Origin of the sequence: Aeromonas sp. R7-2 (genome assembly GCF_040908105.1) — a bacterium.
Classification (GTDB): Bacteria; Pseudomonadota; Gammaproteobacteria; order Enterobacterales; family Aeromonadaceae; genus Aeromonas; species Aeromonas caviae.
In genome coordinates this window covers 81,145-106,531 of record NZ_JBFODC010000020.1, presented here as the reverse complement: position 1 = coordinate 106,531, position 25,387 = coordinate 81,145, and the positions used below count along the sequence as shown (strand labels likewise).

General features: G+C 51.2%; 21 protein-coding genes. 17 read left to right on the top strand and 4 right to left on the bottom strand.

Features of this window, described 5'->3' with window-relative positions; all coding sequences use genetic code 11:
* The first annotated feature begins 2 nt into the window (after positions 1–2).
* On the top strand, positions 3–3,065 hold the full coding sequence (locus tag AB5Y47_RS05850) for an efflux RND transporter permease subunit (RefSeq protein ID WP_103261402.1): 3,063 nt from the start codon (positions 3–5) through the stop codon (positions 3,063–3,065).
* Positions 3,066–3,080: 15 nt separating this feature from the next.
* Positions 3,081–4,124, top strand: a complete 1,044-nt coding sequence (locus tag AB5Y47_RS05845) for an efflux RND transporter periplasmic adaptor subunit (protein WP_103261401.1) — start codon at positions 3,081–3,083, stop codon at positions 4,122–4,124.
* A 67-nt stretch (positions 4,125–4,191) separates the two neighbouring features.
* On the opposite strand, the gene pyk is transcribed toward AB5Y47_RS05845, so the two are convergent.
* Together pyk and AB5Y47_RS05835 are read right to left on the bottom strand one after the other, a co-directional pair.
* Entirely contained in the window at positions 4,192–5,631 is a 1,440-nt protein-coding gene (gene pyk, locus AB5Y47_RS05840) for a pyruvate kinase (protein ID WP_005324189.1), read from the bottom strand.
* A gap of 160 nt (positions 5,632–5,791) precedes the next feature.
* A complete protein-coding gene (locus AB5Y47_RS05835; RefSeq protein WP_029314760.1) occupies positions 5,792–6,646 on the bottom strand; it encodes a MurR/RpiR family transcriptional regulator in 855 nt (284 codons plus the stop codon).
* Positions 6,647–6,994: 348 nt separating this feature from the next.
* Here AB5Y47_RS05835 and glk point away from each other — a divergent pair, with 348 nt between their 5' ends.
* Entirely contained in the window at positions 6,995–7,963 is a 969-nt protein-coding gene (glk, locus tag AB5Y47_RS05830; protein ID WP_368220006.1) for a glucokinase, read from the top strand.
* Between the two features lie 369 nt (positions 7,964–8,332).
* Here glk and AB5Y47_RS05825 read toward each other — a convergent pair whose 3' ends face one another.
* Together AB5Y47_RS05825 and AB5Y47_RS05820 are read right to left on the bottom strand one after the other, a co-directional pair.
* Positions 8,333–9,715, bottom strand: coding sequence for an ATP-binding protein (locus tag AB5Y47_RS05825; protein ID WP_191967212.1), 1,383 nt, complete (start codon positions 9,713–9,715; stop codon positions 8,333–8,335).
* Positions 9,715–10,389 carry a response regulator gene (locus tag AB5Y47_RS05820; protein WP_041207018.1) on the bottom strand — a complete coding sequence of 225 codons (675 nt, stop codon included), beginning with the start codon at positions 10,387–10,389 and terminating at the stop codon, positions 9,715–9,717. Before AB5Y47_RS05820 ends, AB5Y47_RS05825 begins: the two co-directional genes overlap by 1 nt.
* A 938-nt stretch (positions 10,390–11,327) precedes the next feature.
* Here AB5Y47_RS05820 and rfbB point away from each other — a divergent pair.
* The 14 genes from rfbB to AB5Y47_RS05750 all read left to right on the top strand — a co-directional run bounded on the left by rfbB (position 11,328) and on the right by AB5Y47_RS05750 (position 24,859).
* Positions 11,328–12,413, top strand: coding sequence for a dTDP-glucose 4,6-dehydratase (gene rfbB / locus AB5Y47_RS05815; RefSeq protein WP_109112226.1), 1,086 nt, complete (start codon positions 11,328–11,330; stop codon positions 12,411–12,413).
* On the top strand, positions 12,413–13,279 hold the full coding sequence (gene rfbA, locus AB5Y47_RS05810) for a glucose-1-phosphate thymidylyltransferase RfbA (RefSeq protein WP_109112227.1): 867 nt from the start codon (positions 12,413–12,415) through the stop codon (positions 13,277–13,279). Before rfbB ends, rfbA begins: the two co-directional genes overlap by 1 nt.
* Before the next feature lies 1 nt (position 13,280).
* A complete protein-coding gene (locus AB5Y47_RS05805; protein ID WP_109112228.1) occupies positions 13,281–13,706 on the top strand; it encodes an FdtA/QdtA family cupin domain-containing protein in 426 nt (141 codons plus the stop codon).
* Positions 13,687–14,154 carry an acyltransferase gene (locus AB5Y47_RS05800; RefSeq protein ID WP_124245425.1) on the top strand — a complete coding sequence of 156 codons (468 nt, stop codon included), beginning with the start codon at positions 13,687–13,689 and terminating at the stop codon, positions 14,152–14,154. The genes AB5Y47_RS05805 and AB5Y47_RS05800 overlap by 20 nt, the downstream gene beginning before the upstream one ends.
* Positions 14,151–15,254, top strand: coding sequence for a DegT/DnrJ/EryC1/StrS aminotransferase family protein (locus AB5Y47_RS05795; RefSeq protein ID WP_124245424.1), 1,104 nt, complete (start codon positions 14,151–14,153; stop codon positions 15,252–15,254). Before AB5Y47_RS05800 ends, AB5Y47_RS05795 begins: the two co-directional genes overlap by 4 nt.
* On the top strand, positions 15,251–16,501 hold the full coding sequence (locus tag AB5Y47_RS05790) for an O-antigen translocase (RefSeq protein ID WP_324031667.1): 1,251 nt from the start codon (positions 15,251–15,253) through the stop codon (positions 16,499–16,501). Before AB5Y47_RS05795 ends, AB5Y47_RS05790 begins: the two co-directional genes overlap by 4 nt.
* Positions 16,502–16,540: 39 nt before the next feature.
* Positions 16,541–17,497, top strand: coding sequence for a glycosyltransferase (locus AB5Y47_RS05785; protein WP_202042262.1), 957 nt, complete (start codon positions 16,541–16,543; stop codon positions 17,495–17,497).
* A 72-nt stretch (positions 17,498–17,569) separates the two neighbouring features.
* Positions 17,570–18,880 (top strand): hypothetical protein, encoded by a 1,311-nt coding sequence (locus tag AB5Y47_RS05780; protein WP_162540547.1) that lies wholly within the window; start codon positions 17,570–17,572, stop codon positions 18,878–18,880.
* 54 nt (positions 18,881–18,934) lie between these two features.
* The gene (locus AB5Y47_RS05775) at positions 18,935–19,720 is read left to right on the top strand and encodes a glycosyltransferase (protein ID WP_324031666.1); all 786 of its coding nucleotides are present in this window, start codon (positions 18,935–18,937) and stop codon (positions 19,718–19,720) included.
* Positions 19,721–19,728: 8 nt separating this feature from the next.
* Positions 19,729–20,484 (top strand): glycosyltransferase family 2 protein, encoded by a 756-nt coding sequence (locus tag AB5Y47_RS05770; RefSeq protein WP_368220005.1) that lies wholly within the window; start codon positions 19,729–19,731, stop codon positions 20,482–20,484.
* A 257-nt stretch (positions 20,485–20,741) separates the two neighbouring features.
* On the top strand, positions 20,742–22,013 hold the full coding sequence (locus AB5Y47_RS05765) for a sugar transferase (protein ID WP_109112235.1): 1,272 nt from the start codon (positions 20,742–20,744) through the stop codon (positions 22,011–22,013).
* A 5-nt stretch (positions 22,014–22,018) separates the two neighbouring features.
* Entirely contained in the window at positions 22,019–22,936 is a 918-nt protein-coding gene (rfbD, locus tag AB5Y47_RS05760; RefSeq protein WP_124245282.1) for a dTDP-4-dehydrorhamnose reductase, read from the top strand.
* A gap of 141 nt (positions 22,937–23,077) precedes the next feature.
* Complete coding sequence (rfbC, locus tag AB5Y47_RS05755; protein WP_109112239.1) at positions 23,078–23,617, top strand: dTDP-4-dehydrorhamnose 3,5-epimerase; 540 nt, start codon at positions 23,078–23,080, stop codon at positions 23,615–23,617.
* A gap of 75 nt (positions 23,618–23,692) precedes the next feature.
* Positions 23,693–24,859, top strand: a complete 1,167-nt coding sequence (locus AB5Y47_RS05750; RefSeq protein WP_202042416.1) for a nucleotide sugar dehydrogenase — start codon at positions 23,693–23,695, stop codon at positions 24,857–24,859.
* Positions 24,860–25,387 lie beyond the last annotated feature (528 nt).

Sequence of the window (25,387 nt, the reverse complement as noted above, 5' to 3'; positions counted from 1 at the left end):
GAATGAACCTCGCCAAAACGGCGATCGAACGCCCCATCTGGGTGGCGGTCTCGGTCGTGCTGATTTTTTTGCTGGGCCTGCTCAGTATCCGGGGACTGCCCGTCCAGCTGTTTCCCGACATAGACCGTCCTCACCTCAACATCACGGTGGACTGGCGCTCGGCCTCGCCCCAGGAGATGGAGTCGGAGATAACCGATCCCATCGAGCAGGAGATGCAGGGGGTACAGGGGCTCAAGAGTCTCAGCAGCAACAGCTACCCCGGCTTCACCGAAATCGACATGGAGTTTGCCCTCGGCACCGACATGCAGCGGGCCCAGCTTGACGTCATCTCCCGCCTGAACCGGGTCTCGGGGCTGCCGGACAACATCGGTGGTCCTTACGTCAACAACTACAGTAGCAACGACACCCTGACCTTCTTCTTCATCCAGCAGCTGCCCGGCGCCAAGGGGGAGATAGACGATCACCAGGCGCTGATCGAGGCGAGGGTCAAGCCCGAGCTGGAGCGGATCCCCGGGGTGTCCACGGTCGACATCGAGGGGATCAATGAGCGCCAGATCCAGATCCGCTTCGACCCTTACCGCGCCGCCGAGCTGGGGGTGGAGATCCCGGTGCTCGCCAGCCGGGCAACGACGGGCTGGGATGTGTCGGCCGGGACCCTCGACATCGGACGCTGGGAGTACAAGCTGCGCTTTGCCGGTCGCTATGACGTGGCGGCCCTGGGGGACAAGGTGGTGGACTGGCGTGACGGCCTGCCCATCTATCTGCGGGACGTGGCCGAGATCAGAGTGGCCCGGGAGGAGCACCCGGTGCTGCGCATCCAGAACGGCAACACCGCCATCGCGGCGCAGATCTTCAAGGAGAGCGGCGCCAATGCACTGGCGGCGCTCGAGGGGATCAAGGCCAAGGTCGGGGAGCTCAACCGGGAGGTGCTGGAGCCGGTTGGCCTGCACATGGAGCAGTCGTTTGACGCTTCTCTCTATATCAACCGGGCGGTGAGCATGGTGACAGCCAACCTGGGGCTCGGGGTGTTGCTCTCTTGCGCCATCCTCTGGGTCTTTCTGCGCCAGCTCAAGGCGACCCTGATGATCGCGATCGCCATTCCCATCAGCATCATGCTCACCTTCTGCCTGCTCAAGGTGATGGGGCGGACCCTCAATATCATCTCCCTGGCGGGCATTGCGTTTGCGGTCGGCATGGTGCTCGACGCCGCCATCGTGGTGCTGGAGAGCATCTACCGGCGCCATGAGCGGGGTGACATCAACAAGGGAGAGGCGGCGCTGGAGGGCACCCGCCGAGTGTGGACCGCTCTGGTGGCGTCCACCCTGACCACGGTCGCCATCTTCCTGCCGGTGCTCCTGCTCAACGATGTGGAAGGGCAGTTGTTTGCCGATCTTGCGCTCACCATCGCCTGCGCGGTGACCGTCTCCATGGTGGTGGCGGTCACGGTGTTGCCTGCGGTGGCGGCGCGCTGGATGGGGCTCGAGCGGCTGATTGATCCCTTTGAGCGCCTGTGGTGCCGCGCCACCCGCCATGTGATCCGCTGGACTGCCACCGCCCCCAGGCGCTGGGCCATCATCGTCCTGATGATGACGGGGCCTGTGCTGGCGAGCTGGCTGCTGCTGCCCAAGATGAACTACCTGCCGGATGTGAAGCGGGACGCCATCGATGTCTGGATGAGTTTCACCCCGGGGGTCAATCTCAAGGCCCAGCGGGAGGAGGTGATCGATACCCTGATTGCTCGCCTCGACCCCTATATGAAAGGGGAGAAGGAGCCTGTCCTCAAGAACTACTACATCCTGCGCTACCCGGGCGGTGCCCAGATCGGGGTGCGGCCAAAGGAGGAGAGCCAGATCAAGGTGCTGGAGCAGCTCTTGATGAAGCAGTTGCTGGTGGGCATTCCCGACACCCGGGTGTTTGGCGGTCAGGGGTCCCTGTTTGGCGGTTTTGACAGTGAAAACAGCATCTCCCTGCTGATCCAGGGAGGTGGGCTGCCCGAACTCTATCAGGCGGCCCGGGAGAGCATGACCATAGTGCAGCGGGACTTGCCCGGCGCCCAGGTCAGGCCAGAACCCGGACTCGATTTCACCGCTCCCGAGCTTCGGCTGGTGCCCCAGGACAGGCGCCTGGCCGAGGTGGGCTGGGATCGTTCCCCCATGCCCGCCATCATCCAGACCTTCGGTGATGGCCTGCGGGTCGGCGAATATTTCGACGGGGATGAGCGGCTCGACATCCTGCTGATGGGGCAGGCCTCCGCCAACCCGGACGAGCTCAAGGCGGTGCCGCTTGCTACCCCGTCCGGGCGCATCGTTCCCCTAGGGGAACTGCTGCGGGTGGAGCCGCAACTCGGGCCTGAGAGCATCTTCCGATCCGATGGGCGGCGCAGCATCAGTCTGCAGATTTCCCCCCCTGCGGGGATGAGCATGGAGCAGGTGCTCGACACCCTGCAGCACAAGAGCTTTGCCGCCATCCGGCCGTTGCTGCCGGCCGGGGGGGAGCTGCGGGTCGCCGGCAATGCCGACAGCCTGCAGCAGGCGCTCGGCAACCTCGGCAGCATCTTCCTGTTCGCCGTGATGATACTGCTCATTCTGCTGTGGGGGGTCTTCGCCTCCCTCAAGGATGCCGTGCTGGTGCTGCTCACCTTGCCGCTCGCCACCGTAGGCGGCGTGCTGGCGCTGCACCTGAGCGGTCTGGTGGCGCCGCTGCCGATGGACTTGCTCACCATCATCGGCTTCGTCATCCTGCTCGGGTTGGTGGTCAACAACGCCATTCTGCTGGTGCACCAGACCAGGATGGCCGAGCGGGAGGGGATGAGCCGACAGTCGGCAGTCACCGATGCTCTGCAAAGCCGGATGCGTCCCATCGCCATGACCAGCCTCACCAGCATCTTCGGTATGCTGCCCCTGATGCTGAGTCCGAGCGAGGGGAGCGAAATCTACCGGGGGCTGGCCACCGTCATCGTCGGCGGCATGAGTTGCAGCACCCTCTTCACCCTGATCCTGTTGCCCGCCTTCCTGCGGTTGGGGGAGCAGACCGACATACCGCACGCCCTTCGGCAGCGTGCCTGAGCAAGGAGCTCATCGATGACACAAGGTTTCACAAGGATGGTGGTGGGGGCCCTGCTGCTGGCTGGCGGGCTGCCTGCGCTTGCACAAAGCAAGATGGTGACGCTGGCGGAGGTGGCCCAGGGAGAGGCGGGGGCCAGCATCTGGGTCAGCGGCACGGTGGCGAGCCGCCAGCAGGCGGCGCTCAGCGCCGAAGTGAGCGGTCGGGTGGAGTGGATAGCCGAGTTTGGCAGCCGGGTGAAGGCGGGGGACGAGTTGCTGCGCCTGGACAGCGCGACTCTGCGCCTCTCGCTGGAGCAGGCGAGAGCGGAACAAGCCAGAGAGGGGAGCAACCTGCGTTACGCTCGCGCCGAGTTCCAGCGCCTGGATCGTTTGCACCAGCAAAAGAGTGCCTCCCAGAGCCAGTATGACAAGGCGCGCTATGACGTGGAGCAGGCTGAGCTGGCCGATCAGTTGGCGCGGGTGCAGGTGCGCCAGATTGAGGAGCAGCTGCGCAGAAGCCGCATCTTTGCCCCGTTTGACGGGGTGGTGAATGAACACTTCATCCAGCCGGGGGAGCATGTGGATGCGGGCGAACAGGCGCTTGAACTGGTCAATCCGGATCAGCCGGATATCCGGTTGCGTGCGCCTATTGCCTGGGCCCGGCAACTGGCCACCCAGACCCGGTTGCGGGTGGAAGGGGAGCAGCTCAGCAGCCACGCCATCTATTACCAGCGGGCGGCGAGCGCCGATCCCAAGTCCCGGCTCATCGAGCTGCGCCTCAAGCCGGAAGCGGGTACCTTCATCATCGGCTCGCCAGTGCGGGTGGCGCTGCCGATGGGAGAGCAGCACACCATGCTGCTGCCACGGGATGCCCTGGTGCTCGGCACCGAGGGAAGCGTGGTCTATCAGGTGGAGCAGCGCGGCGAGGCGCTCACGGTGAACCGGGTGCCGGTCACCGTGCTCTTTGGGGACAGCCGGGAAGTGGCGGTGAGCGGCGCTCTCAGGCAGGGAGACAAGGTGGTGGTGCGCGGCGCCGGCAGCCTGCAGGATGGAGACAAGGTGGAGCTGTTTCGCGGTTGAACCTGGGCAGATCCCATAAAAAAACGGCTCCCGCGGGAGCCGTTTTTGTGGCAGGGAGGAGGGGCGATTACTCGACCATCATCACCTTGCAGGTGTTGGTGCTGCCGACGGTCTCCATCTTGTCGCCGTGGGTGAGCAATACCATGTCGCCGCTTTGCAGCAGTCCCTTGGCCTTGAGCACGTCCAGCGCGTCGCGGCACACCTCGTAGACCGGCTTGGTCTCGTCGCCATCAAACAGCACGGGGGTGACGCCGCGGTAGAGGTTGGCCCAGGCCAGGGTCTTGTTGTGAGGAGACATGGCGAAGATGGGCAGGCCGGAGCTGATGCGGGACATCAGCAGCGGGGTGGTGCCCGACTCGGTCAGCGCCACGATCGCCTTGACCCCTTCCAGGTGGTTGGCCGCATACATGGTGGACATGGCCACCGCCTCTTCCACCGAGGTGAAGGTGTAGTTCATGCGGTGGTTGGAGACGTTCAGGCTCGGGTGCTTCTCGGCGCCCACACAGACGCTGGCCATGGAGGTCACGGTCTCGATGGGGAACTGGCCGGCGGCGGTCTCGGCGGAGAGCATCACCGCATCGGTACCGTCCAGCACGGCGTTGGCCACGTCCATGACTTCGGCACGGGTCGGGAGCGGTGCGTTGATCATGGACTCCATCATCTGGGTCGCGGTGATGACCACGCGATTCAGGCGGCGGGAGTGGCGAATGAGCTTCTTCTGCACACCCACCAGTTCGGGGTCGCCGATTTCGACACCCAGGTCACCACGGGCCACCATGACGGCATCGGAGCCAAGGATGATGTCTTCCATCGCCTCGTCGCTGGCGACGGTCTCGGCGCGCTCGACCTTGGCCACGATCTTGGCGTTGGAGCCGGCTTCGCGGGCCAGTTCGCGGGCGTAGCGCAGATCATCGCCGCTGCGGGGGAAGGAGACCGCCAGGTAGTCCACGTTCATGCGGGCGGCGGTCTTGATGTCTTCCTTGTCCTTCTCGGTCAAGGCTGGGGCAGAGAGGCCGCCACCTTTCTTGTTGATGCCCTTGTTGTTGGAGAGAGGGCCGGCCACGGTCACCGTGGTGTGGATGCGGGTGCCTTCGACCTGTTCGACCTTCAGTTGCACGCGGCCATCGTCCAGCAGCAGGATGTCACCGGATACCACGTCCTGCGGCAGGCTCTTGTAGTCGATGCCGACCTGCTCCTGGCAGCCTTCGCCCTTGCCGAGGGCGGCATCGAGAATGAACTTGTCACCGATGGCGAGGTAGATCTTGCCATCCTTGAAGGTGGAGACGCGGATCTTGGGGCCTTGCAGATCGCCCATGATGGCCACGTGGCGGCCCAGCTTGGCGGCGATGTCACGCACCTGGTTGGCGCGCTGGATATGATCTTCAGGAGTGCCGTGGGAGAAGTTCATCCGCACCATGTCGGCACCGGCGCGAATGATCCCCTCGAGAATGCCGTCGCGATCGGTCGCCGGACCGAGTGTGGTAACAATCTTTGTACGTCTTGGCATGAAAGACTCCAATGTGAAGTTGATATGACTTGAAATACTGCCCCGTCAAGCATGTGGCATGGCGCCAACTGGCAGGCCATCTGGGTGGCCTTGTTTGATTGAATTTCGATACTACACCAAGCCCGTTGGCATAGACAGTCGGGGGCGGACCCCCGAATGATCAGGAGGAGTGCGGGGTATCAAAGCGGGATTCGCGCAAACCTTCTTTGACTTTCTTCAGGTTTTCGCGAAATTTCATGCCACGGCGCAGGGTGAAACCGGTGGCCAGCACGTCCACCAGGGCGAGCTGGGCGATGCGCGAGGCCATGGGCATGTAGACGTCGGTGTCTTCCGGCACGTCCATGGAGAGCACCAGGTTGCATTCGCGGGCTAGGGGAGAGTCCTTGGCGGTCATGCCGATGACGGTGGCATCGTTTTCCCGGGCCAGCGCGGCAATTTCCACCAGGGCCTTGGTGCGGCCTGTGTGGGAGATGAGGACAACCACGTCCCCTTCGCTGCTGTTGATGCAGCTCATGCGCATCATGACGATGTCATCGAAGCTCACCACGGGGATGTTGAAGCGGAAGAACTTGTTCTGGGCATCCCGGGCGACGGCGGAGGAGGCGCCCAGACCAAAGAAGCTGATCTTCTTGGACTGGGTCAGAATATCGACGCAGCGGTTGATGGCCGAGATGTCCAGGCTGTTCTTGGCGGCATCGAGGCAGGCCATGGTGGATTCGAAGATCTTGGCGGTATAGGTATCCGGGCCGTCTTCCGCTTCCACGTGGCGGTTCACATAAGGGGTGCCGTTGGCCAGACTCTGGGCCAGGTGCAACTTGAAATCGGGAAAACCCTTGGTATCGAGGCGACGGCAGAAACGGTTGACGGTCGGTTCGCTCACATCGGCCAGCTTGGCCAGGGTAGCAATGCTGGAGTGAATGGCGGTCTGGGGTGAGGCCAGGATCACTTCAGCCACCTTACGCTCTGATTTACTGAAACTTTCCAGATTGTTCGTAATTTTATCGAGGGTATTCATCATTACCACCAGGCATTTTTGTAATTTAACTTCAGTGTCTGTGCACTAAATTCACAGCTCAAGCAGGTTTCCAGTCTCCGCGATGACTATACAAGACAAGCGCTTATCGGAACTAATCTCGGCCCTGCAAAGTATGACTCATGTCTAATTATTTCGTGTTTTTAGTTGCAAACTTCCATTTGCGTCTTGAAAACGCTTACAAATGTTGCAAAGCAACAACACTGTGAGCGGGCGCACACTTGTCTGCATAAATCGCGCAGCCCGGCTGCGGGCTCGAGTAGTATTGCAGCCAAATAATAATGTCGGGACGGTAAGGGCCGCCCCGAGTCGGTAACGAAGGAGTTTGTTATGCAGCATACCCATGCGCTGGTGGGCGACGTTGGCGGTACCAATGCCCGACTGGCCCTCTGCGAACTGGCGACGGGCGCCATTTCCCAGGCAAAAACCTATTCGGGGCTGGCCCATCCCAGCCTGGAGGCCGTGGTGCGCCTCTATCTCGAAGAGCACGATGCCACCGTGGGCGAGGCGTGCATCGCCATCGCCTGTCCCATCAATGGTGACTGGGTCGCCATGACCAACCACAGCTGGGAGTTCTCCATCCGCGAGATGCAGGCCAACCTCGGCCTTGCGCGCCTGCAGGTGATCAACGATTTCACTGCCGTCTCCATGGCGGTACCCGTGCTCGGCGAGAGCGATCGCATCCAGCTCGGGGGCGCGGCTCCGGTAGCCGGCAAGCCCATCGCCATCTATGGCGCAGGGACCGGCCTTGGCGTCGCCCACCTGGTGCAGGCCGGTGAGCAGTGGCTGAGCCTGCCGGGTGAGGGCGGTCACGTGGACTTCGCCGCCAACACGGAAGAGGAAGATGCGGTGCTGCAGGTGATGCGCGGCGAGCTGGGCCATGTGTCGGCGGAGCGTTTCCTCTCGGGCCCCGGGCTCGTCAATCTCTATCGCGGCCTGGTCAAATCCGATGGCCGCGAGCCCGAACCTTTTGTCCCCAAGGACATCACCGAGCGCGCGCTGGCGGGGGATTGCCTCGATTGCCGTCGCACCTTGAGCCTGTTCTGCGTGCTCATGGGCCGCTTTGCCGGCAACCTGGCCCTCAACATGGGCACCTTCGGTGGTGTCTACATCGCCGGTGGCATAGTGCCGCGCTTCCAGGAGTTCTTCATCGGATCGGGCTTTCGGGTCGCCTTCGAGGACAAGGGGCGCTTCAAGCCTTATCTCAAAGACATTCCGGTCTTCCTCATCACCCATGAAGGGCCGGGGCTGCTCGGGGCGGGAGCTTATCTGCGCCAGTCCCTCGGGATCCGTCTCTGAGCCTTGCCAGGGTGAACATGGTTCAGTCCCGATTCAGTGACCGGGGCGTAAAGTGAACCTACGTACTCAAGAGGACGGGGCTTCATAGGGAATTGAAACCGGTCTTCATCCGCTGGGTGCGCATTGTCACCTGACAAGCCTGAACTGTTTTACCGGCCCTCGCGGCCGGTTTTTTTATGCCTGCCGTTTCTGCGCGAGCATGGGGCCGAGGGGAGCGGCAGGCCAGCTTCTGATGGGGGCGCAAGCTCGTCAGCCTCGCTGCCATGTGATTGGCCTGGTCGAGGCATAAGGAGTGAGGCGTGAGACATGGAAAGCACCGGGATGGCAACGCCCGAATGCGGCAGGAGCCAGGTACTGGCTCCTGCGCTGTCAGGGGAGGGTGATGTGGAATCTCGCGCCGCCGAGCGGGGAGTCATCCACCCGGATCTCGCCGCCGTAGCTGTGCACGATTTCGGTCACCACGGCGAGGCCAATCCCCTGGCCGGGGGAGCTGTCAGCCCGCACGCCGCGCTGGAAGATCTGCTGCGATTTGCCGGGATCGATGCCGGGGCCGTCGTCTTCCACCACGATGAGCAGACCGCTCTCCCGGTGGCGGACATGAACCCGGATCTCGCTGATGGCGAACTTGCAGGCGTTGTCCAGCAGGTTGCCCATCAGCTCCATCAGATCGCCCTGTTCGCCGTGGAAGAAGACATCGTCGTCAAACTGGAAGCCGGTCTGCAGTTTCTTGTGGCGATAGACCTTGGCGAGGCTGGCCAGCAGCTTCTCGATGAGGGGAACCGGTTCGGTGCCCTTGCTCGCGAGGCGCTTTCGCCCGGTGACGGCGCGGCGCAACTGGTACTGGATGATCTGATCCATGGTGGTGATCTGTTCATTGATGTTGTCATGGATGTCGTGGCCGAGCTTGAGCTCCTGGGCGGTGATCTGGATGAGCGCCAGCCGGGTTTTCAGGCTGTGGGCGAGATCGTTGAGGGCGTGCTGGTAGCGCTGGGTCTGCTGGCGTTCGTTCTCCAGCAACTGGTTGACCGAGCTTGTCAGGGGGGTCAGCTCGCGCTCGTAGTCGTTTGACAGCGCCTCTCGCGTACCGGCGCGGATCTCGTCAATCTGGCGCGCCATGGTGCGCAGGGAGGAGAGGCTCCAGAAACTGGTGAGCAGCAACAGAGCGCCCAGCAGACAGTAGGCGAGCAGCGCCTGGCGAATGCAGCGGTAGAGGTAATCGCGGGTCTGGGCCTGATAGCGCCGGGCGGAATCGACCATCACCACGTAGTAGGTGGTGGGGCCGGCGCCATGATTGCGCAGGAAACGCAGGCTGTAGATGAAGTAGCTCTCGCCGTTCTTGATGGTATGCAGCTTGAAGAAATAGTCCTGATCCAGTCCCCCCAGGTATCTCATCAGATCCCGGCAGATGGTCTCCTTGATGGAGACCACCTCCGGCATGTGGAGGCTAGACCAGCTCAGCACTCCGTCGGCGCGGCAGATCAGGGTATCGAGATTGGGATCGATGGCATCCGGGGTGAGCTTGCCTAGATCCGTCATGGCGTGGGGCTCCGGCTGCTTGGACGAGAACAGCTTGGAGAGGTTCTCCTGCATGCGGACACTGGCTTTCTGGGCCTGCTCCTCGGCATGGCCGAGGTAGAGTATGTAGACGGAGAAGGCCATGATGAGCGCGATGACCAGCATGGCACTCAGCATCAGCTTGAGGTGCAGGGAGCGGCGGATCAGGGTCAGGGGATGCAACATGGCAAGGCGCATCAGCTGCAGGCGAGGTTGAAGATGTAGCCCTGGCGGCGGATGGTGGAGATGGGCTGGATGCTCCCTTCCGGATCCAGTTTTTTGCGAAGCCGGCTCACCATCACCTCGATGGTGTTGGGATCCCCTTCACCATCCCCATAGAGCTGATCCAGCAACTGCTGTTTGGAGACCACCTGACGGGCATTTCGCATCAGGTATTCCAGGATCAGATATTCGAAACTGGTCAGCACAGTGACCTCGCCGGCGATGGTCAGCTCCTTGCGGGAGAGATCCAGCTCGTAGTCACCCGCCTTCACTCTGGGGGAGATGAAGCCGGCGCTGCGGCGTACCAGCGCATTGAGGCGGGCCAGCAGTTCGTCCTTCTGGAAGGGTTTGACCAGGTAGTCGTCCGCCCCGGCTTCCAGTCCTTCCACCTTGTCCTGCCAGTTGCCTCTGGCCGTCAGCACAATGATGGGAAAGGGGATCTGCTGCTCGCGCAGGCGGGTGATGAGCTGAAGGCCATCCATGTCAGGCAGGCCCAGATCGATGATGGCGACATCGATGGGGTAGTCAGCCGCGTAGTGCAGCGCCACCTGGGCATTGTCCGTGCTGTAAACCTGGTTCTGGGCCTCGGTCAACAGGGTGGAGAGGTGGTGATTGAGCAGCTTGTCGTCTTCAACCAGTAGGATTTTCATAAGATGCATGATGATGAGGGTCCAGGCTGTCAATTAGAGGGTCAACAAGAGGGAGAGTCAATCCGGATCCTACCTGACCCCGCTGTATCGGGACTGAATCATCCCAGACTGAACTCCTCAATAGAGTGTTTAATAAGATGCCAAAACTCTGTGACACGAAGCGATTTACATACGGTGACAGCAGTATGCGACCGTTATGATCGCAGTGGAGGGGTAGTAAGGTACGTTAATGGATCAACAGAAGAGCTCACTCTTGATCTCTTGGAAGCTGATGCCCAAGAATGAAGCGATCAGAGCATACATGCTAGATATGTTGTTTCTATTTTTCATCGAGAGGTTTCAATAGAGGATTATGAGTAGAAACATCGGTGATGCTGATGTCAGTTGAGGTTAGTGGGAATGCTGTTTAATCCTTATCCTATTCAGGGTCTTTCACACCTTGTGACTATTCACTCTTGGGTTAAACAAGATAGAATCTGATCCGCGATCGGGTTTGGGGCACAAAAAGCCCTAGATGTGAGCAATGCAGGTTCCGGACGGCTGCTACGGCAAGGGAATGCTGCTAAATTGTTAAACATCAATCAAAACAAGAAGCTGGAGGATCTGATGGCCAACAGCACGGACAATCAGGTTAAAAGCAGCATGTTGGGAGCTGTAACCCAAGGGCGGTAGCGTTTTCGTTTGACAGTGAGTGCATAATTTTAGTTACCATCCCTCCTAAATCTCACTATAAATGAGAATTATTTCTTTTTTATAGAGTCTATAGACTTTCAAAAAACAACCAACTTTGTACCTCCATAGATGCCTTTAAGGTACTAGAAGCATTAACATTCAACGTTGAGTGTCCGGTTTAAGCAAAACTTGTAGTGATAATGCTTGAACGCAAATATCAAATTAATATCTTGCAATTTCGTTACCTTGAAATCGGGAACCCTTGAATGAAGATCCTTGTGACAGGCGGTGCCGGCTTTATCGGTTCAGCCGTTGTTCGCCATATTATCCAACATACCCAAGACTCAGTGATCAACCTCGACAAGCTAACCTATGCGGGCAACCTGGAATCCTTGGTCGCTGTCTCTGCTAGCGATCGCTATGTGTTTGAGCAAGTGGATATCTGCAACCGCTCCGAACTGGATCGGGTGTTTGCTACCCATCAACCCGATGCCGTGATGCACTTGGCCGCCGAGAGTCACGTTGATCGCTCCATCACCGGCCCGGCCGACTTTATCGAAACCAATATCGTCGGTACTTATATGTTGCTCGAAGGGGCTCGCGCCTATTGGAACGGCCTGGACGAGATGCGCAAGTCTGCTTTTCGCTTCCATCATATCTCTACTGACGAGGTGTATGGCGATCTGCCCCATCCGGATGAAGTCGCTGCAGGTACTGAGCTGCCACTGTTTATCGAAACCACGCCTTACGCCCCAAGCAGCCCCTATTCAGCCTCCAAAGCTTCAAGTGACCATCTGGTGCGCGCTTGGCGCCGCACCTACGGCCTGCCCACCATCGTCACCAACTGCTCTAACAACTACGGCCCGTACCACTTCCCCGAGAAGCTGATCCCGTTGGTGATCCTCAATGCGCTGGATGGCAAGCCACTGCCAGTTTATGGCAAGGGTGACCAAATTCGTGATTGGCTCTATGTGGAAGACCATGCGCGTGCGCTCTACAGGGTAGTGACCGCGGGAGTGGTAGGGGAGACCTACAACATCGGTGGTCACAACGAAAAGCAAAACTTGGAAGTCGTGCATACCATTTGTGACCTGCTCGATGAAATGGTACCGAAAACGGGCTCCTATCGTGAGCAAATCACTTATGTGGTGGATCGCCCCGGCCACGATCGTCGTTATGCCATCGATGCCCGCAAAATGAGCATTGAGCTGAACTGGCAACCTCAAGAGACTTTCGAGTCTGGTATTCGAAAAACTGTGCAGTGGTATCTGGAAAATCAGCAATGGGTAAATAATGTCAAGAGCGGAGCCTACCAAACGTGGATAGTTCAACAATATGGGGATAGAAAATAGTGAAAGGTATTATTCTTGCCGGCGGCTCTGGCACACGTCTTTATCCAATTACCATGGGCGTCTCAAAACAGCTTTTGCCAGTTTATGATAAACCTATGATTTACTACCCCTTGTCTGTATTGATGCTGGCAGGCATTAGGGATGTACTTATTATTACCACTCCAGAAGATCAGGCTAGCTTTCAACGTCTTTTAGGCGATGGTAGTCAATTTGGCATTGAACTGGAATATGCCGTACAACCAAGCCCAGATGGGCTTGCACAAGCATTTATTATCGGTGAGAAGTTTATTGGAAATGATTCGGTATGCTTGATCCTGGGGGATAATATGTTTTGGGGGCAAGGATTCTCACCGATGTTACGTGAGGCTGCCAAAAGGGAAAAAGGTGCAACAGTGTTTGGCTATAAAGTTCAAGATCCAGAACGATTTGGAATCGTTGAATTTGATGATAAGCAAAGTGTTCTTTCTATTGAAGAAAAGCCAACACAACCTAAGTCGCACTTTGCTGTAACTGGACTCTATTTTTACGACAGTCAAGTAGTCAGCATTGCCAAGCAAGTAAAACCGTCCAAACGAGGAGAGCTAGAGATAACTAGTATTAACCAAGTGTATTTGGAGCAGGGACAGCTGAATGTAGAGTTATTGGGGCGAGGTTTTGCCTGGCTTGACAGTGGAACACATGAAAGTTTACTCGAAGCATCGAATTTTGTGGCAACGATTGAAACTAGACAGGGTTTCAAGATTGCATGTCTTGAAGAAATTGCATTACGAAATAATTGGTTAAGTAGAAATGAAGTAGCTGTTACAGCAGAACGCATGGCTAAAAATAGCTATGGTCAATATCTACTAGATTTGATAAGGAATTAAAATGAACCTTATTAAACTAATTGAGTTTCCAATGCTCGGTGATGAGCGAGGTTCTTTGCTATCATTGGAAGGAAATAAGAATATCCCTTTCGAAATAAAACGGGTTTATTATATTTTCAATACAGTAAAAGGCATATCTCGTGGATATCATGCCCATAAAGCACTAAAACAGGTTGCTATTGCGGTGTCTGGATCTTGCCGTTTTGTCCTTGATGATGGAATGGTTAGATCAGAAGTTATTCTTGATAGACCGACAAAAGGGTTGTTAATAGAGTCTTTTATGTGGCGTGAGATGCATGATTTTTCTGAAGATTGTGTCCTGATGGTATTGGCTGATCAAGAATATGATGAATCTGACTATATAAGAAACTATGAAGATTTCTTGTGCCTAGCTAGGAGAAATATAAATGTTTATTCATCATCTTAGCGACGTGATGTCAAATGATATAGGTAATGACACTCGTATTTGGCAGTACTCGGTTGTATTGCAAGGCGCAAAAATTGGTAAGGAATGTAATATATGTGCACATACTTTGATTGAGGGGGACGTCACAATAGGTGATCGTGTCACGATCAAATCTGGTGTATATGTCTGGGATGGTGTCACAATTGAGGATGACGTTTTCATTGGTCCCTGTGTTGCATTTACAAATGATAAACATCCTCGCTCTAAAATTTACCCAGTACAATTTCCTAAAATGATAATAAAATGTGGCGCATCGTTAGGTGCCAACGCAACTATATTACCTGGTATCACCATCGGAAAATATGCAATGGTAGGCGCTGGTGCCGTTGTCACCAAAGATGTACCAGATTATGCTGTTGTCGCTGGAAATCCAGCTAAAATAATTCGTTATGTTGAGATGGAAAAATGATTAACTTCCTCGATTTGAAAGCTATAAATAATCAGTATAAAAATGAACTGAAAGATGCCTGTGCCAGAGTCATTGATTCTGGATGGTATATTATGGGGCATGAGCTTGCTCAATTTGAAAAAGAATTCTCTCACTATTGTGGAACCAAGCATACGATTGGTGTAGCAAATGGACTAGATGCTCTTAATCTAGTACTGAGAGCATGGAAAGAACTTGGTAAGTTACAAGGTGGCGATGAGGTTATAGTACAAGCAAATACATATATTGCTTCCATTTTAGCAATAACTGAGAACGACTTGGTTCCTGTTTTAGTCGAACCCAATCCAGAAACTTTTAATCTGGAGCCAGCCCAAGTGAGAGAGGCTATCACACCTAGAACTAAAGTTATACTACCTGTACACCTGTACGGCCAGCTATCTCCTATGCCAGAACTGATGACAATTGCTACGGAGTTTAATTTATTAGTGTTGGAAGACTGTGCCCAAGCGCACGGAGCTGAAATTCATGGAAAGCGTGCTGGTAACTGGGGAGATGCTGCAGGTTTCAGCTTCTATCCAGGTAAAAATCTAGGTGCTTTAGGAGACGCCGGTGCTGTGACAACCAATGATGATGAATTGGCACAGACAATCAGTGCACTGCGCAATTATGGTTCACATAAAAAGTATGAAAACTTGTATCAAGGAGTCAATAGTCGGTTAGATGAAATTCAGGCTGCTATGATGCGCGTGAAACTACCTTATCTGGAAAAGGAGACTGCTCGTCGTCAGAATATCGCTCAATCTTATCGTACAAGAATTAAAAACCCTTTAGTGAAATTACCTAATGTGGAAAATGAAGGTGCACATGTGTGGCATTTATTCGTTGTACGCTGCGATGTACGCGAGAAGCTTCAGCAGTGGTTATTGGAACAAAAAATCCAAACTCTGATCCACTATCCAATACCTCCTCATAAGCAACAAGCATATCCACAGTATCGGGATTACCTATTGCCAGTGACAGAACGCATTCATCAGCAAGTACTTTCCCTGCCTATGGATCCTACCATGAGCGATGAGGCAGTGACACAGGTGATAGATGCGGTAAATGGCTTTACAGCATGAGACGCTTGCTAAAAGTGACTGCCATGACAGGGCTTTTAACATTGCTCAAAATGGCGATGGGTTTTGTTATTGCAAAGGTTGTCGCTATATATACAGGCCCTACTGGTATGGCTATGTTAGGCCAAGTACAAAGTCTGGTGGGCAGCCTCAATGGAATTATTAATGCTCCTGTTGGTAGTGGTGTAGTACGTTATACCGCTGAAAATAAACAGCAGGGTTTTGAGTCTTGTGCACCTTGGTGGCGAGCATCACTGCAGTGGGTTTTAGTCATTTCTGCTCTACTCATCCCTAGTGGACTGTTATTGGCTGAGCATATCGCTAACTGGCTGTTCCAAGATACGAAACTGGCTTGGGTTGTGATGGCTACTGTGTGTGTTTTGCCTTTATCTGCTGTAGGCACACTTTGTAATTCAGTTATAAACGGTCAGCAACTTTATCGTCGCTATGTTTTACTGGGTATGTTATCGGTAGTCATATCCAGTAGTGTGATGTTGATGATGATTGTGATGGCGGATATCCGAGGTGCCTTATTTGCAGCGGCAGTACAAGCCGGACTGATAGGGTTGGTTATGTTGATCGCGAACTTCCATCAAGCCTGGTTTCGAGTACAGTATTGGTGGGGGGGGACAAGTGTTGAGGCAAGGAAATCAATTGGTGGATATATGCTGATGGCGATCACCAGTGCCTTAACATTTCCAATATCACTCATCTTGGTCAGGACAATTTTAATCAAATCAGTTGGATGGGAGGCTGCTGGGTATTGGCAAGCAGTGTGGAAAATATCTGAAGTTTATCTTGGTGTTATCACGATGGCTCTAAGTACATATTACCTTCCACGTTTGTCATCTTTAGTTGGTGTTGATGCCATTGTCGATGAAATTCATAGAACTGCTCGGGTTGTAATCCCTGCTGTAGCAGTGATGGCATTGGTAGTTTATTTGTTACGTGATATAGCTATTTGGCTTCTTTTCACTGCAGAGTTCAGTGCTGCACGTGATTTATTTGCCATTCAGTTGTGTGGTGACATAATGAAAATCGCCAGCTGGTTGTACGCATATCCCATGTTGTCCCGTGGTGCTACCAGAATTTTTATTACGAGCGAAATATTATCCTCAATGACACTTGTGGCTTTATCGTATTCGCTTATCAGTGTTATAGGGGTTGAGGGAGCACCTATGGCATATCTAGTTAATTATTGCATATATTTTATTTTTGTTTTTTTCAATGTAAGAAAAATATCCAAGTGAATTGCATTAATTATCATCACCGAGACTAAATATATAGCCATGAAAAAAACAATATCTGTTGCTGTTATAACTTACAATTCAGCAAATACTGTTACTGAAACATTAGACAGTATCTATAGTCAAACGTATGGTGCGGAAAATATTGAATTGATAATTTCCGATGATGCATCACCAGATAATACTGTGGCAGTTATTCATGACTGGTTGACACTACATGAGTCTAGTTTTAACAGAGTTGTCTTTTTCGAAAACAAAAAAAATGGTGGTGTTTCAAAGAATATCAATGTTGCATGGACTGCATCTACTTCAGAATGGATAAAAACTATTGCGGGAGATGATATACTCTTGCCAAATTGTCTCGATGACAATATTGACTATGTTCTTGATAAAGGAAACCATGAAGTTGGTGCTGTCTTCTCATTAATGCAAGTTTTTTATGTTGATGAACAGTCTAATAAGATCAACTCTCATTTAATGCCATCATCAGCGTATCATCACTTTTTTGATCTGACTTCTGAAGCTCAGTATGACTATTTGAAAATTAATGGTATTCCCATCGCTCCCTCATCCTTTATTAAAAGAAGTGCATTGATATCGGTAGGCTACGCAGATGAACGATTCAGATTAATAGAAGATTACCCGTTATGGCTTAAACTGACAAAGCATGGTTACACGCTTAGATTTTTTAAAAAAACCACTGTTCAATACCGTAAATCTGATAGCATTAGCAGCAGTCGATCAAAAATCATCAATGAACATTACTTCAATGAGATGGCATTAATTGATGACATAGTTGTAATACCTGACCTGAAGAAAAGTCAGTATATTTTAAAGTTAAGAAAAAAAGCATGGCCAAAAGCGATGGTGTATGTAGCCAGGATTTTTAATAATACTCCCAATGCCATTTCCAATATCATTGTTGGTTTGATTAACTTCTTGAAGCCAGGATTTATATCTCTTCAATTGAGGAAGTTTAAAATATATATTGGTTGTTAATTTTCAATGCTTGTTATTGAATGCAGTTGAAATTTACTATGTGTAACTTACTTCACAACTAAGGACTAAATAATGGTTAGTGAGGTTATCATAGCAGTTCTAGTTGGGGTGCTTTTTAGTATACTGGTGATAAGCATGCTCCAACGAAAAGAGCAAAGCATGTCTTGTTCTATATTGATAGCATTTAATATTTTCTTTACCTCTTGGCTTTCTACAGTGCTGGTTGTATTTGTTCCAGATATATCGGCTAGACTAGATGGGTTCAATAAAGAAGTCATACATAATGTTTATTACATGACATCGTTTTCAGTAATTATTATTTTAACAGGGTTGCTCGTATACTTTTTTTCAGTAGATAATAAAAGAGTTTCATTACATGACCAAGCGGAAGTTAATGAAGCTGTATATATCATCAATCCATTATCTTTACTTTTTATTATATACTGCTTGGTAAAATTTATACTTTTTTATCAACAATCCCCACTCTACTATGTTGCGATAGGTGATTATACGCAAGCTGCATTATCTAGAGCTTCGATTCAGAAAGGGGATGTTTTTGTGGATATCCCTTATATCGGGAAAATATTTTATTTCTTCTGTTTTTATATAACAATATCCACAATGATATTGGTAAGCAATAATAAAGCATCTAGAGCGAGACTATTCCTTATTATTGTAATATCTTCAATTCAGCTCACGTTTGATGGTCAGAAAGCACATTTATTCTTGCTCTTTATGATGATGGGAGTGACGTATTTTTTGCTATCTAAATCAGTATTTAAAATCGTCATTTTTTTGATCGTCTTCGCTTTTTCTAGTGGTTTAATTTATTCTACGATGATGTCTGGGGATGGGAACGCCTTAGTCAGAATTCTTGATCGAAGTATATTTGGTCAAGCGCAAGGTATGTACTATATCATGCAGTATTATAAACCCCAGCTTACAGGAGTATTCTCTGATTTACCATTCTCACATCTTCTTGGATTAAAAGAATTAAAGCCAGATGAATGGATAGTTCCATATATATATAATGATAGCGGACATGTAATCAACTCTAACACATTTGTTGTTGGTGAGATGTGGGCATACTCTGGAGAGTCAGGAGTGTATTTGTTCTCTTCTTTCATATTATTCTCATTATTGGTCTATCTGATATTCTTTCGATGGTTGACATCGCTGAACAATATAGTTTACTGGCCAATTTCACTTATATTTTTCTCAACATTGCCAATAAACCAATCTTTACAGTTTATTATATATCAAAAGTATTTTTTATATGTTTTGTTTTTTTTGGTTTTGCCAATATACACTGTTGGTGCTCTAAGGTATTGGGGATGTCATAAAGTAGGTGATAATAGTGATCAATCAATGCTAATAAAATGACGTGATACAATCTGAGCATTTTAATTAAAACATTAAACCTTTCTAAGTGATTATATGGCCTCTTTGTCAATAGCAATTTCTACATATGCTAATAGGGTTAGCAATTTAAAGCTGGACTTCAACCCAAATGTTGAATATGTGATTGTTCACCAAAAACCACATGAGGCGCTTTTGGATGTAGTCAATAAATTTAAAAATAGAGATGATGTCTCATATATCCCCACTGATACCAATGGCTTGTCTATTAGCAGGAATATAGCATTAGAAAATGCTAATGGTGAATACGTGATGATCATGGATGATGATGTCGTTTTTTCCATCGAAAAAATTCTAGACATTATCAAGAGAATGAAGAGAGATAATGCTGATGTAGGTACCTATTATCATAGGTACCTAGATGGAAGAACTACGCTAAGTACCCAAGTGTCACATAAATTAAATTTTTTTACTATCGCCAAGCCCTCATCAATTGACATCTGCTTTAATAGGGACGCCATTTTAAGTAACCAGATTAGGTTTGATGAAAAGTTTGGGTTAGGGACAGATAATCCTTCAGGTGAGGAAATGATTTTCCTGTCAGACTGTTTGAGGAATGGATTATCCATCCAGCGTTATCCTGTTGAAGTATCTTCGCACCCACCGATTACTTCAGGGGCTGACTTTTATTCAACGAATAAAAAAATAATAGCTAAGAGAAATATGTTTGTAAGAGTCTCTCCTCGCTACGGTCTATTTCTCTTTATTCTATTTGTTATGAAAAAAAGTGCTATCGCATACAAAGCTGGCTTTGGGTTTTTCTTTATCAAAACGGCACTAAAATCCGTTCTATGGCGAGGTTGAATCAGGTTATGAAAAAAACATCGCAACCCTTGGTTTCAGTTATAATGCCAACGTATAACTCATCCAATACTGTTCTTGATAGCATAAACAGTGTATCGCATCAAAGCTATGATAATTGGGAGCTAATTATTACGGATGACTGCTCTGAAGATAATACTGTGGATCTCATTGAGAAAATGGCAATAGATGAACCAAGAATTTCCATTGCTGTTAACGACAAAAATAGAGGTGCTGGTTTTTCAAGAAATGCATCTATTGAGCGGGCTAGTGGAAAATACATTGCATTTCTAGATGCGGATGATCTTTGGTCTACAAATAAGCTGGAAATGCAAATCTCATTTATGGAAAAGAATAACTATTTTTTCACTTTTACATCTTACCAGATGTTTTCACATCTTGGTGATGGAAAAATAATTAATGCACCGGAGTCTGTGTCATATAATGAGCTTCTCTATGGTAATGTAATCGGGTGTCTTACTGCCGTATATAATGCCGAGGCTTTAGGTAAACAGAGAATGCCCTTAATAAGAAAAAGGCAAGATATGGGGCTTTGGCTAACTCTTCTTACAAAATGTAGTAAAGCCTATGGTTTACCGGATATTTTGGCGAAATATAGAACTGATTCAGGTATGACTCAAAACAAAATGAATGTTGCAAAATATCAATGGGAATTTTACAGGGAGGTAGTCAAGCTAGGTTTTCTAAAATCCTCTTGGTATTTTTTCTGGTATGCCCTTAATGGGATTAAGAAGCATAAACAATAATAATCAACGCTTGATGGTTTCTGTAACTTTAACATCTGACATATAACATGCAATGTGTGATTGTTTCTTCACGGATAGATCATTCTATTTAAATTTAATCTAGAGGTTTTTACAAGTAATGTAGCTTGGGATATAACAAGAGCTGTAGTGCAAGCCTTGATGACATGTGTTAAGCAATCTACACTCTAGAATTGTTATACTCCTGGCTTCCGAGCGATGTTGAATTTCATTTTATAAGAATAATCCCGAGGTAATAATTGAGCTACCAACGCCGTCACTCACGCTGGTATGAGCGTGTATTATTTAGCCCACCCTCTTTGTTTCTGTTTGGAGCCTTACTAGCCGTATGCGTCCCTGCGATTGAACGCTGGGGATGGGGTTTTTGGGGAGGACTCGATGCTGTAAGAGTCAATACCTTGGCCGGAGCCTTTGTTGCCTTCCTACTCACAGGCATCGTTCTTCATCGTTTTCTGAGATACCCAGGTGCAAGCCCTGTTGCCTACATGATCCCAACAGTGACGGCACTTTATGGTCTGCTGGTCGGAATTCTCTTCTTCCTGCGTTTACCTTACAGTCGTCAGGTTTTGTTTGAATCATATGTTGTGGCGTTGCTCTGCTGTTGGCTTGTTTATTTTATCGGCCGTCGTTATCGGACACCCAAGTATGCCTTGCTCCCATTTGGGGATTATCAGCCTCTGACCAGGCATGAGAGTGTACAGTGGCGCCTGCTGGATAAACCTGATCTGGGGGAAGTTCGTTATGATGCAGTAGTGGCAGATCTTCGAGATGAGAAGTTGGCGGGGGAATGGGAGCGCTTTCTGGCACGTTGTGCTTTGGCTCATATCCCCGTTTATCACATCAAGCAGATCAGTGAGACCCTGACAGGGCGTGTCAAGATCGACCACCTCCATGAGAACCAGCTTGGCTCCCTCTTGCCGTCACCCATCTATGCCTTCATCAAACGGGGAATGGATATTCTGGCTGCGTTGATCGCGATTCCGGTGTTTTCCCCCTTGATGCTGGTGACGGCGATCATCATCAAGCTTGAGAGTCCGGGCCCCGTGATGTTCCTGCAAAATCGGGTAGGGAAGGGGAACAAGGATTTTCGCATCTACAAGTTCCGCAGCATGTGCAAGGATTCGGAAAAAGCCGGCGCCCAGTTTGCCCAGGACGGTGACATGCGCGTCACCCGGGTGGGCAAAGTGATCCGCAAGCTGCGCATCGACGAGCTGCCGCAATTCTTCAACGTCCTTAAAGGGGACATGAGCCTGATTGGTCCAAGACCGGAGCAGCGCACGTTCGTCGATCAGTTCGAGCGGGAGATCCCGTTCTACATGTACCGTCATATCGTGCGGCCCGGGATCAGCGGTTGGGCCCAGGTCGTGCACGGCTATGCGGCTGATGCCGATGATACCCGCATCAAGATCGAGCACGATTTTTACTACATCAAGCATTTCTCCCTCTGGCTGGATGTGCTCATCGTGTTCAAGACCATTCGTACCATTCTGACCGGTTTTGGCGCACGGTAATCGCAATGAAGATCTTGTTGCTAGGGGCTCGTGGCCAGCTGGGACGAGCCTTTTTTTCTACACTGTCTCTGAATTATCCTCATTGGCCCGTGGCTGCTTTGGGCAGAGACGAGTGTGACATTACAAAGGCGGCTTCCTTGAAAGGTGCCATGAACCGCTATCACCCCGACGTGATTATCAATTGTGCAGCATATACGGCTGTCGATGAGGCACAGACCAAGACTCAGCTCGCAGAGCTCATCAATCATGAAGCTGTCGTAACTCTTGCACGAGAGGCAAGGACATACGGCGCTTTCTTGGTGCATTTCTCGACCGATTATGTCTTCGATGGCAGCGGTACCGAACCTTGGATAGAGACGGATGAACCCAGACCTCTGAATATTTACGGCGCCAGTAAATATGCAGGTGAACAAGCTATTCAAGCCTTATGCCCTGACCATTTGATTGTGCGTACCAGCTGGCTTTATGGTGGCGAGGGGAGGCATTTTGCGAGCACCATACTTGGCCGAGCCAGAGAAGGACTCCCCCTCCAAGTTGTAGATGATCAATGGGGTGCTCCGACTCAAGTGCATTGGTTGGCGCGTATGGTGCTATCTGCCTTGGAGCAGGTGTCGATGGTTCCTGGCAAGCGAGGCCTCTATCATCTGAGTAGCCAGGGAGAAACGAGTTGGTATGGTTTTGCATCCGATCTGGTGCATGCAGCCTATGGGTTGGGTCTATTGGCTAAACCCGTACCGGTGAAACCCATTTCTTCGGCAATCGGGTCCCAGGTAGCTACCCGGCCTCTGAACTCCAGGCTCGATTGCGGATTATTCTCCACCACCTTTGGTATCGTTCAGCCCTCTTGGGAGGAACAGATGATGGATTGGTTGCTCAGATTGAAGGCTGAAGCCAATCCCAGGGATGAGGAACACCTCCCATAATATCCACCACATCCACCGTATTGTTGGCTATCTCTATTCGCTAGCGTTGCCTGCAATTTCCCTGTCGAGTGAATGAGGCATGTGATAGCTCTCTTCCATTTGCTACAACGCAACCTCCTGATTCAACATCTGAAAAGGCTTATGAAATACCAATCTCTTGCGATTCCAGACGTCAAATTGTTGCTGCCTACTCGTCGTACGGATGAGCGTGGTTTCTTCATGGAGACTCTGCGCCAGAATGAGTTTGAACGCCAATGTGGCCCATACACCCTGGTGCAGGATAATCACACTCGCTCCTGGCAAGGCACGCTACGTGGGTTACATCACCAAGTGGATAAGCCACAAGGAAAATTGGTGAGGGTTGTTCGGGGCTGTATCTTTGATGTGGCGGTGGACGTGCGCCCTGACTCACCGTCATATGGTCAATGGGTTGGCCAAATTCTGTCAGAAGAGAATGACCACCAGATGTGGATTCCGCCTGGTTTTGCTCACGGTTTCTATGTATTGAGTGACGTGGCTGACCTGCTTTATCGGTGCAGTGACTATTACTACCCTGCGGGAGAAAGGGCCCTGCGCTGGAATTCCCCCCATCTGGCTATCGATTGGCCTCTGCTGAATGAAGTGCCATTGCGCTTGTCCGAAAAGGATGCCAATGCTCCCTGCTTCTACCCCCGGGATTAGTGTAAGTCCGTGTTTTTGTGGCACAATTGCTGACTAGAATCAGACCCTTAATTTAATTAATCAGGTAGTCCCATGGTGAAAATTGCCGTAGCGGGAACCGGCTATGTCGGTCTGTCCAATGCCGTGCTGCTTGCCCAGCACAACGAAGTGGTTGCTCTCGATCTGGTGGCTGAAAAAGTTGAGCTTATCAATCAAGGCAAATCGCCCATCGCAGACAGTGAACTTGAGCACTATCTTGCCCATAAGGCCCTTAACCTGACAGCGACGTTGGATAAGCACCAAGCTTATCAAGGCGCGGATTTTGTCATCATTGCGACACCGACCGACTACGATGCGGATACCCACTATTTCAACACCCATTCTGTTGAGACGGTGATCCGGGATGTGATGATCATCAACCCGACTGCCGTCATGGTGATCAAATCCACAGTCCCTGTGGGTTATACCAAGACGATAAGGGACAAGCTGGGCTGCAATAATGTCATCTTTTCACCCGAATTCTTGAGAGAGGGAAGGGCGCTTTATGACAATCTGCATCCCTCGCGCATCATCGTAGGGGAACGTTCCGAGCGTGCCGAGCGTTTCGCCGCCCTTTTGCAGGAAGGGGCCATCAGGCAGGATGTGCCGCTGTTGTTGACCGACAGCACGGAGGCGGAGGCGATCAAGTTGTTTGCCAATACCTATCTCGCCATGCGGGTTGCTTATTTCAACGAGCTGGATACCTACGCGCAGACCCATGGTCTCGACAGCCGCCAGATTATTGAAGGTGTGGGGCTGGATCCACGTATTGGCTGCCACTACAACAACCCCTCTTTCGGGTATGGTGGCTATTGTCTACCCAAGGACACCAAGCAATTGTTGGCCAACTATGATGATGTGCCAAACAATCTGGTGCGGGCTATCGTAGATGCAAACACTACCCGTAAGGACTTCATTGCTGATTCCATCATTCGTCGCGATCCCAGGGTGGTCGGTGTCTATCGACTGATCATGAAGTCGGGCTCAGACAATTTCAGAGCCTCGGCCATTCAGGGGGTAATGAAGCGGATCAAGGCCAAAGGAATAGAGGTGGTGGTGTTTGAACCTGCGCTCAAGGAACAGACCTTCTTCAACTCCCGGGTGATGGCCGATCTGGAAGCGTTCAAACAACTCTCCGATGTGATCCTCTCCAATCGTATGGCCAGTGAATTGAACGATGTGGCTGACAAGGTGTATACCCGTGATCTATTTGGCTGCGACTAGCCAGAACGCTGGTGTTCCCTCATGCAAGGGTGGGGGATTATGTCACCGCCTTGCACAAGTAGGCAGTGATCATCATCACTAACGTCGTCAAGCGTCCACTCGTGACATGCCAGTCTGCCGTTGGTGATCAAGTGACATTGGCAATCGCAGCGATGGGAAGATTCAACGCCATGATCCTGTCCCGATAATGCTCCTGGCACAGTGTCATGCAGGTGATGTTATCGCGCGTGCAGGCATGGCTCGGCTGTTCGATGAATCTTGCGATGTGGCGTCATCCAATCAAGCATCTGAACCGGCAAAATGCTTGTTCAAGACAACCCGCGAGTCTGTGCTCGCTGTCTTGGCCACATTGCTAGAAGTACACAACAATGGTGTCATTTTGTGTGTCGATGACCTTCTGCCTGCAGTCTGGTCTTGGCAATCAGGAGGGATTTGGTGTCACGGAGTGGCATATCCTCGTGATCGCGAAGCCAGCGACAAGCCTGCCAACGAAGCTGATGCTGCATGATAATAGGTTTGACTCCTCAG